At 46.6% G+C, this 1134-nt stretch carries 3 protein-coding genes; all 3 read left to right on the forward strand.

Annotated features, from left to right (window positions below; all coding sequences use genetic code 11):
- The coding region (locus tag R7Q47_RS25865; RefSeq protein ID WP_318090213.1) for a type II secretion system protein GspG at positions 1-173 on the forward strand (173 nt) is incomplete at its 5' end.
- Between the two features lie 30 nt (positions 174-203).
- Positions 204-800, forward strand: coding sequence for a type II secretion system minor pseudopilin GspH (gene gspH, locus R7Q47_RS25870; protein ID WP_272152673.1), 597 nt, complete (start codon positions 204-206; stop codon positions 798-800).
- A partial coding sequence (gene gspI, locus R7Q47_RS25875; RefSeq protein ID WP_318090212.1) for a type II secretion system minor pseudopilin GspI occupies positions 787-1134 on the forward strand: 348 nt, incomplete at its 3' end. The genes gspH and gspI, both read left to right, overlap by 14 nt.

Here is a 1134-nt window from a genome sequence, read left to right on the forward strand (position 1 = left end):
ATGGTGGTTACATCAAGCGTCTTCCAAATGACCCTTGGGGTAATGCATACCAATACCTAAGCCCTGGTGACAACGCCACGATTGATATCTTCACTTTAGGTGCGGATGGTCAAGAGGGCGGTGAAGGTCCAGCAGCGGATATTGGCAACTGGAACATGCAAGACTTCCAATAAAATGAGCGCAAGCCAGCACTAATGAAACAAATGCGAAAACATAACGGTTTTACATTAATAGAAATCCTATTGGTGCTGGTTTTGCTATCTCTTACCGCGGTGGCGGTGATCACTACGTTGCCTACCAGTCAAAAAGACCTCTCTAAACAATACGCGCAAAGTTTCTTTCAGCGTTTGCAGTTGCTTAACGAAGAAGCCGTACTCAGCGGTAAAGATTTTGGTGTGCGTGTCGACGATACCAAAAAGACCTACACCCTGCTTAGCTTGACCGCTGAAGGCTGGAAGCCGCTAGAAATGAAGCAAATGCCAAGCAAAACCAAATTAGAAGATGACATTGCATTGCAATTGGATTTAGGTGGCGGTGCTTGGGATAAAGACGATCGTTTGTTTGAGCCGGGTTCACTGTTTGAAGACATGTTTGCCGACGAAACTGAAGAAAAGAAAGTGAAACCACCGCAAGTCTTCATTTTCTCGAGCGCAGAAGTCACGCCGTTTACCTTGTCTTTTTTTCCACAAAAAGGCGATGCGTTTAACGATGGTTGGCGAGTGATCGGAAAAGAGAGTGGGCAAATTCTGTTGGTAGCGCCAGGTGAAGAAGTGGAAGAGGATGCGAATGCGCAATTTTAAGCAAACTCAACCAAACTTAAACAATCGTCGAGTGCGAGGGATGACGTTGCTTGAAGTGTTGGTTGCACTGGCTATTTTTGCCACCGCGGCGATCAGTGTGATTCGCTCAGTGAGTCAACACATCAACACAGTCAGCTACTTAGAAGAAAAGATGTTTGCAGCAATGGTTGTGGATAACCAAATGGCGAATGTGATGCTAGATACTGGCGCGCTGAAAGCCAAGAATGGTACCGAAGAGCTAGCAGGGCGTACATGGTATTGGAAAGTCACGCCTGTAGCCACCACGCAGCCATTGCTGAAAGCATTTGATGTAAGTGTCGCGACCGCGAAAAAC

The sequence above is a fragment of the Vibrio sp. Vb0349 genome (genome assembly GCF_033338975.1).